At 72.7% G+C, this 6,446-nt stretch carries 7 protein-coding genes; 2 read left to right on the top strand and 5 right to left on the bottom strand.

The annotated features are described in order from the left end of the window. Positions 1 to 1,227 precede the first annotated feature (1,227 nt). Positions 1,228 to 2,436 carry a phosphoserine phosphatase SerB gene (serB, locus tag IPZ69_RS32300; protein ID WP_235458205.1) on the top strand — a complete coding sequence of 403 codons (1,209 nt, stop codon included), beginning with the start codon at positions 1,228 to 1,230 and terminating at the stop codon, positions 2,434 to 2,436. Positions 2,437 to 2,517: 81 nt separating this feature from the next. Here the strand turns inward: serB and IPZ69_RS32295 are convergent, their stop codons facing one another. The 4 genes from IPZ69_RS32295 to IPZ69_RS32285 form a co-directional block, all read right to left on the bottom strand. Then, the gene (locus IPZ69_RS32295; protein ID WP_235458204.1) at positions 2,518 to 3,036 is read right to left on the bottom strand and encodes a SixA phosphatase family protein; all 519 of its coding nucleotides are present in this window, start codon (positions 3,034 to 3,036) and stop codon (positions 2,518 to 2,520) included. Between the two features lie 282 nt (positions 3,037 to 3,318). Next, positions 3,319 to 3,525 (bottom strand): hypothetical protein, encoded by a 207-nt coding sequence (locus IPZ69_RS32290; protein ID WP_235458203.1) that lies wholly within the window; start codon positions 3,523 to 3,525, stop codon positions 3,319 to 3,321. A 168-nt stretch (positions 3,526 to 3,693) separates the two neighbouring features. Next, positions 3,694 to 3,810, bottom strand: coding sequence for an SGM_5486 family transporter-associated protein (locus tag IPZ69_RS47120; RefSeq protein ID WP_268835308.1), 117 nt, complete (start codon positions 3,808 to 3,810; stop codon positions 3,694 to 3,696). A gap of 112 nt (positions 3,811 to 3,922) precedes the next feature. Continuing rightward, positions 3,923 to 5,245 (bottom strand): CynX/NimT family MFS transporter, encoded by a 1,323-nt coding sequence (locus IPZ69_RS32285; protein WP_235458202.1) that lies wholly within the window; start codon positions 5,243 to 5,245, stop codon positions 3,923 to 3,925. A 70-nt stretch (positions 5,246 to 5,315) separates the two neighbouring features. Between IPZ69_RS32285 and IPZ69_RS32280 the strand changes: the two genes are divergently transcribed. Further along, on the top strand, positions 5,316 to 6,008 hold the full coding sequence (locus IPZ69_RS32280) for a FadR/GntR family transcriptional regulator (protein WP_235458201.1): 693 nt from the start codon (positions 5,316 to 5,318) through the stop codon (positions 6,006 to 6,008). On the opposite strand, the gene IPZ69_RS32275 is transcribed toward IPZ69_RS32280, so the two are convergent. Beyond that, complete coding sequence (locus IPZ69_RS32275) at positions 5,986 to 6,330, bottom strand: hypothetical protein (protein WP_235458200.1); 345 nt, start codon at positions 6,328 to 6,330, stop codon at positions 5,986 to 5,988. The genes IPZ69_RS32280 and IPZ69_RS32275 overlap by 23 nt on opposite strands. Positions 6,331 to 6,446 lie beyond the last annotated feature (116 nt).

Genomic DNA, 6,446 nt, shown 5'->3' with positions numbered 1-6,446 from the left:
GGAGCCCGTGCGGTGGGCCCGGCGGGAACACGGAGCCGGGCCGGAGGGTGCCACTGCGGACGCGCCGTCGGGACCGTTGCGACTGGGCTGGCGGGACCGTTGCTGCTGGCCTGGCGGGGCTACGGCAGCCAAGCCGGTAGGGCCACCACAGCCGGGCCGGCGGGGCTGGCGGTGCCGTTGCGGCCGGGCTGGTGGGAGCGGTGCGGCCAGGCTGCGGAGCCCACGCGGCCGGGCCGGCGGGACGGTTGCGGCCTAGCTGACGGCTATCGCGCAGCCAAGCCGTCAGAGCCCCTACAGCCGGACCGGCAGGGGCTGGAGGTGCCGTTGCGCCAGGCTCATAGCAGCGCTGCGGCCAGGCTGCGGAGCCCACACGGCCGAGAAAGCGGGAACACTGCGGCCAAGCTGACGGCTATCGCAGCCAAGCCGGCAAGGCCACCAGAGCCAGACCGGCAGGGCCGACGGCGCCGATGCGGCCGGGCTGGCGGGAGCAGTACGGCCAGGCTGCAGGGCCCACCCGGCCGATACAGCGGGGACCGTTGCGGCCGGACCGGCGGCTATCGCAGCCAAGCCAGCAGACACCACAACCAAACCGGCAGGGCAGCCGATGCCGATGCCGCCAGCCTCGTGAGAGCAATGCGGCCAAGCCCGCGGACCCCACCCGACCGAGCCCGCGGCAGCACTACGGCAGGCCTACGCAGCCCACCCGCCGTGCCAGCATGACCGATGCGGCCAAGCTGACAGCTATCGCACAGCCGAGCCGACAGGGCCACCACAACCAGACCGACAGGTCAGCCGCTGCCGATGCCGCCAGCCTCGTGAGAGCAATGCGGCCAAGCCCGCGGACCCCACCCGACCGAGCCCGCGGCAGCACTACGGCAGGCCTGCACAGCCCACCCGGCCGCGCCCACGGGGACCCCCTTGCCGCGCCCGCGGGCCCCTCACTGCCAAGCCCGCGGAGCCATCGCTGCCAAGCCGGCGGAGCCCCCTGCGCGCCGGCGGGACAATGGTCGGTGGACCGGGCGTGGCGACACCCCCGTGCAGTCCCACCTCGTCGGCAGAGCCGCCGGCGGTGTTCCCGTCGTGCGCGTAGCGGAGCGGAGTGGGAGGGTGATCGAAGTGTGGCCGGGAGGTCAGGGCCTCGACACCGGACCGACACCTACTGTTCGGTGTCCGCTAGACGGACCGCATGGGCCCAAGGCACTGGGTGCCGGATACGGTGGTTGCACCATGAGCGCTACGCAGACCTCCGAGGTCCCCACTCTCCTCGTCAAGATTTTCGGCAAGGACAGGCCGGGCATCACGGCCGGCCTCTTCGACACCCTTGCCGCCTATTCCGTCGACGTGGTCGACATCGAGCAGGTCGTCACCCGCGGCCGTCTCGTCCTGTGCGCGCTCGTGACCCAGCCACCCGCCGGACTGGAGGGCGACCTCCGGGCCACCGTGCACAGCTGGGCCGAGTTGATGAAGATGCAGGCGGAGATCATCTCCGGGCACGGCGACAACCGCCCGCGTGGTCATGGCCGCTCCCTGGTGACCGTCCTCGGTCACCCCCTCACCGCCGAGTCGACCGCCGCCATCGCCGCCCGGATCGCCAAGGCCGGCGGCAACATCGACCGTATCTTCCGGCTCGCCAAGTACCCCGTGACCGCCGTCGAGTTCGCGGTGTCCGGCGTGGAGACCGAGCCGCTGCGCACCACCCTGGTGTCCGACGCGGCCGCGCTCGGCGTCGACATCGCGGTCGTGTCGGCGGGCCTGCACCGGCGGGCCCAGCGCCTGGTGGTCATGGACGTGGACTCCACCCTCATCCAGGACGAGGTGATCGAGCTCTTCGCCGCGCACGCCGGCTGCGAGGACAAGGTCGCCGAGGTCACGGCGGCCGCGATGCGCGGCGAGCTGGACTTCGAGCAGTCGCTGCACGCGCGCGTGGCCCTGCTGGAGGGGCTGGACGCCTCGGTGGTGCAGAAGGTGCGCGGCGAGGTGCGACTGACGCCGGGCGCGCGCACCCTGATCCGTACGCTGAAGCGGCTCGGCTACCAAGTCGGCGTCGTCTCCGGCGGGTTCACGCAGGTGACGGACGATCTGAAGGAGCGGCTGGGGCTGGACTTCGCCCAGGCCAACACCCTGGAGATCGTGGACGGGAGGCTGACGGGCCGGGTCACCGGGGAGATCGTGGACCGGGCGGGCAAGGCGCGGCTGCTGCGCCGGTTCGCGGCCGAGGCCGGTGTCCCGCTCTCCCAGACGGTGGCGATCGGCGACGGCGCCAACGACCTGGACATGCTGAACGCGGCGGGCCTGGGCGTGGCCTTCAACGCCAAGCCGGTCGTCCGCCAGGCCGCGCACACCGCGGTGAACTTCCCCTTCCTGGACACGGTCCTGTACCTGCTGGGCGTCACCCGCGAAGAGGTCGAGGCCGCGGACATGCACGACGAGGACTGAGCCGCCCGCGAGGCAGCGGCGGAGGGGCCCGGCACCACCACGGTGCCGGGCCCCTCGCCGTGTGCCGTCACGCGGACCGGGTCACTCGGACGGCGCCCAGTAGTCGGCCAGTGTGCCCACGCCCGGCTCCAGGCCCTTCCAGGAGCCGTCGAAGGTCACGACCGCGAAGGCGGCGGCGGGGAAGCCCCGGCGGCTCATCCGATCGCGGGCGTCGCCCTCGGCGGAGCCGGGGAGGATCTCGGCGAGACCGTGCACGCTCGGGTTGTGACCGATCAGGATCACGTTCTGCACGTCGTCGGTGATCTCGTTCAGCGCGGCGATCAGCTCGCCGGGCGAGGCCTCGTAGAGCCGCTCCTCGTAGACCGTTCTCGGCCGGTGCGGGAGCTCGTGGACGGCGAGCTTCCAGGTCTCGCGGGTCCGGACGGCGGTGGAGCACAGGGCCAGGTCGAAGGGGATGCCGCTGTCGGCCAGCTTGCGTCCGGCGACTGCGGCGTCCATGCGGCCCCGCTCAGCGAGCGGCCGCTCGTGATCGGTCACCTGGGGCCAGTCTGCTTTCGCATGCCGGAAGAGGACAATCCTGCGGGGTTCTGCGACGCTCATGCGTCTCAGCTTCGCATGAAACATGCCACACGGCGCAGGGAGTTGACATGCGATTTCTCCCCGCGAGGCCGCCCTGGGCCTAGGGCCTGTCGTCACATTCCCGTCGTCGCCCGAAGGGCGGCCCTGCGGCGTCCGGTGCGTGTTCTCGGTGTGCCGGACGGAAGTCCTCGTACTGGACGTACTGGGGCTTTCGCCCGGTGCGGCGAGTGGGGGTCCCCCCTGCTCGAAGAGCTTGGGGGAGTGCCAGGCGTCGCGGGGCAGACGGGAATGTGACGACAGGCCCTAGCGCGCGATCAGCTCCTGCACCCGCTCGACGAGGTGGGTGACCGCCGGGTCGCCGGTGGCCGCCTGGGCGTGGGACGGGTTGAGTATGAGCAGGAGCAGGGCGACGAAGGCGAGCGCGGGCAGGGCGAGCGCCCACCAGGGCAACCGGATGTCGACGCCGCCCGTGGTCGCCGGGTGGGGCCGGGTGTGGGTACGGGCCGACATGCTCGCCTCCGCTGCTCTCCGAGTGGTCCGCGGCCGCGTCCCGCGGTCACATCTCGAAGCTACGGAATCCCCGGTCGCCAACCCATCCGGTGATCCACCCACTTGACCCTGACACTCACCCCCTAGGGGATGGTGGTGCTAGCCCCACCATGGGCCGCGAGGCCGAGGTCAGGGGGACGCGAGGGTCGCGATGACGGCGATGACGACGAAGATGGCGAAGAACGCGCCGAGGACGATCAGCAGCTTCTTCTGGCCGTTCGGGGGGTTCGGGTCGAGCACTGGCATGGGGTCAGTGTCGCACCCTTCTCCCCCGCGCGACCGGCCGGGGCCGGGCGAGGCCGGGCGAGGCAGGAGCGAGCTCCGGGGGCGGCAGCCCCTGGGGAGATGCCGGGCGGGGTCAGCGGCCCGCCTCGTCCTCCACCGTCCGGTCGCGGCCCGCGAGGACGCCCACCGCCATCTGAGGGATCATGAGGCCGGCCATGAGCGCGATCGGGATGCCCCAGCCGCCGCTGTGCTGGTAGAGCACGCCGACCAGGAGCGGCCCGGGGATGGAGATCAGGTAGCCGGTGCTCTGCGCGAAGGCGGAGAGCTGGGCGACGCCCGCGCCGGTCCTGGCCCGCATGCCGACCATCGTGAGGGCCAGCGGGAAGGCACAGTTGGAGATGCCCAGCAGCACGGCCCAGGCCCAGGCACCGCCGGCCGGGGCGAAGTACAGGCCCGCGTAGCCGGCCAGGCCGCAGGCGCCGAGCGCCAGCACGATGGGCCCCTGGTGGGGCAGCCGGGTGGCCAGGCGCGGGATGACGAAGGCCAGCGGCACACCCATCACCATGGTGACGGCGAGGAGGACGCCCGCCGTGCCGGCGGGGACGCCCGAGTCGCGGAAGATCTGCGCCATCCAGCCCATCGTGATGTACGCGGCGGTCGCCTGGAGCCCGAAGAAGACGGCGAGCGCCCAGGCCGTACGGCTCCGGGTGATCCGCAGTGCGGGCGGCTGCTCCGCACGCGCGCGTGGCCGCGGTACGGCCGCCCCGTGGGAGGGCGCCGCCCCCCGGTCCCGGATCAGCCCGAGCCACGGCAGCACCGCCACGGTGGCGAGCACCGCCCACACGCAGAGCCCCGACCGCCAACTGCCGCCCAGCGCCTCGGTCATGGGCACGGTCACCGCGGCGGCGGTCGAGGTGCCGAGGGCGAGGGCCATGGAGTACAGGCCGGTCATGGAGCCGACCCGGTCCGGGAACCAGCGCTTGACGATGACCGGCATCAGGACGTTGCTGACCGCGATGCCCATCAGCGCGAGGGCGCTGGCCGCCAGGAATCCCGCGGTCGAGCCGACGTACGGCCGTATGAGCAGGCCCGCGGCGATGGCGGCCATGCCGGCGCAGACCACGGCGGGCGCTCCGAAGCGGCGGGCGAGGCGGGGTGCCATGACGCCGAAGACGGCGAAGCACAGCGGGGGCACCGAGGTGAGGAGGCCGGCCACGCTGCCGCTCATGCCGAGCCCGTCGCGGACCTCTTCGAGGAGCGCGCCGAGGCTGGTGATGGCCGGGCGGAGGTTGAGCGCGGAGAGCACGATGCCGACGACGACCAGGCGGGTCGCCCACGCGCGCGGGGGCGCTGTCGCCGCCTTCGGGGCCGCTGCGCCGTCGTGGCCGGGGGTCGTGCTGTCGTCGGTCGTGGACGTTCGGGCCCGGGTTTCCTCGCTCACCATGAGACCCATCATAGAATCATGGGATGATTGGTTGTCCATCCCCGGGCGGTCTCCTCCCGGTCCTCCCGTGCGAAGGTGTGCCATGCCCCTGAGCCACCCCCGCCGTTCGGCGCTGTCCGAGCAGGTCATCGCCGAGCTGCGGAACCAGATCACCTCGGGCGAGTGGCCGGTCGGCTCGCGCATCCCGACCGAGCCGGAACTGGTCGAGCAGCTAGGCGTCGCCCGCAACACGGTCCGCGAGGCGGTGCGCGCGCTCGCGCACAACGGCCTGCTGGACATCCGCCAGGGCTCCGGCACCTACGTGGTGGCGACCAGCGAGCTGGCGGGCGTGATGCACCGCCGCTTCGCGGAGGCCGACCCGCGGCACATCGCCGAACTGCGCTCCACTCTGGAGTCGGCGGCGGCGAAGCTGGCGGCCGAGCGGCGTACGGAGAAGGACCTCAAGCAGCTCGACGCGCTCCTGCTGCGGCGCGAGCAGACCTGGGAGTCGGGGGAAGCGGAGGCCTTCGTGGCGGCGGACGCGACCTTCCACCTGGCGGTGGTGTCCGCCTCCCACAACGAGGTGATGACCGCGATGTACGCGGATCTGGGCGAGGTACTGCGGGACTGGCTCCGCGCGGACGTCGGCGAGGTGCTGACGCCGGAGACGCACATGGATCACACGCGGCTGGTGGACGCGATCCGGACGGGCGACGCGGAGGCGGCCGCGGCCGAGGCCGCGAGCTATCCGTTCCTGTGCCGTCCGGCGCGCCTCAGCCCGCCTTCTGGTGGCTGATCCACGCCGAGCGGACGTCCTTCCAGCACCGGCCGCTGAGCCGGACGGTCATCGCCGGCCCGGCGTCGACCGGGTCGCCGTCGGTGTCGAGGTCCCACCAGCGGGCGCACTCGATGTGCAGCCGCACGCGATCGGTGTCGACATAGGGGTTGTGGCAGTACGCCACGACATGGGAGCCGCTGACGGTCGTACGGCACTCCGCTCCGAACAGACGCGGTGCCGACGGCCCCTTCACGCGCGTGTGCGGCGCCGCCTCGTACGGCAGGGAGAGCACGAGCGCGAGGGCCACGGTCGCCGAGGCCAGGCTGCGGGACAGGCGCACAAGGGGACCTCCTCGGCCGTGCTGGGGAGGGAATTCGCGAGGTGAACTCGTATTCCAGGGTGCGGCGTCGGCCCCCTGCCCCGCCCGGTCGGGTACGCCGAACGAGTGACGCCCCG

It is taken from the genome of Streptomyces olivochromogenes (assembly GCF_021538895.1).
GTDB classification, from domain to species: Bacteria; Actinomycetota; Actinomycetes; order Streptomycetales; family Streptomycetaceae; genus Streptomyces; species Streptomyces olivochromogenes_A.
The sequence above is the reverse complement of the archived record's forward strand: the minus strand, read 5'-3'. Positions and strand labels throughout refer to the sequence as shown.